The sequence below is a fragment of the Mycolicibacterium sp. XJ2546 genome (assembly GCF_053483195.1).
Map to the genome: position 1 here is coordinate 1 of NZ_JBEFRW010000047.1, position 1,161 is coordinate 1,161.

A 1,161-nucleotide genomic window follows, 5' to 3' on the forward strand; every position below is an offset into this window, starting at 1 on the left:
CTGGCATGATCGAACGTATGTTCGCTTCGGAGTTGCGGTCGGCCGAGGAGGCCGCGCTGATCGCCGAGATCCAAGCGTGCACCCATGTTGAGGCGATGACCGCGGCGCGGCGGTTGGCTGCGATCGGGGAGTTGGCGGCGCGCGCTGATGCGCCCGAGCTCGATGAATGCCAGCAGTGGGTGGTGGATCTGTGGGCGTGTGCGGCCGCCGAGATAGCCGCTGCGATGGGCATCAGCCACCGCAAGGCCTCCGGGCAGATGCGGATCGGACTGGCGCTGCGCGAGCGCCTACCCAAGCTGGCGGCCCGATTCAGTGCCGGGGAGATCAGCGCCAAGCTGGTGGCGACGATCAGCTGGCGCACCCACCTGGTGGTGGATGCCGAGCTGATGGCCCGCATCGATGACGCGGTCGCCGAGCGCGCGGTGAGCTGGGGCGCACTGTCGGAGGAGCGCCTGGAGTTGGCCATCGACGCGATCGTGGAAACCCATGACCCCGATGCCCGGCGGCGTTTTCATGAGGCCGCGCGCAAGTGTGATGTGCGGTTCGGCAAGCCCGATGATGAGACCGGCACCGCGTCGTTGTGGGGGCGGTTGTCGGCCATCGATGCCGAACTGCTCGACAAGCGCATCACCAAGATGATCGCCGGGGTGTGTGAGGCCGATCCGCGTACCAAAGGTCAACGCCGCGCCGCCGCCCTGGGCGCCATCGCCGCCGGAGCCGATCAGCTGGCCTGCCACTGCGGCCAGGCCCAATGCCCCCGCGCCGGCGCCGCTGACCCGCGCGCCGCGGCCTTCGTCATCCACGCCATCACCGACACCACCCCCACCCCGACCTCCTCGACGGCCAACCTGTCCCGACCCACCAACACCCCCGCCGACGCCGAGACCGTCCCTCCTGTCGAACCCGAGATCGAGACCGAGGCCGAGATCGCGATCACCGCCAATGCCGAGGCCGGATCATCGGCGCCCGAGCAGCCATCGCCGCCGGAGTCGTCGCCGCCGGCATCTGACCCGCCAAACGTGTGGGCGGCCAAGCCCAAGCCGCAATCACCGATGGCATTGATCGTCGGGGGTGGGCTGATTCCGCCGGCGTTGCTGGCCGAGCTGATCGACAACGGCGCCACCGTGCGCCCGGTGTATCGGCCCTACGACATCACCGATC

At 69.3% G+C, this 1,161-nt stretch carries 1 protein-coding gene; it reads left to right on the top strand.

Annotated elements, in window-relative coordinates:
* Nucleotides 1-17: 17 nt before the first annotated feature.
* On the top strand, nucleotides 18-1,161 hold a 1,144-nt coding region (locus ABQE44_RS25750), incomplete at its 3' end, for a DUF222 domain-containing protein (protein WP_448432647.1).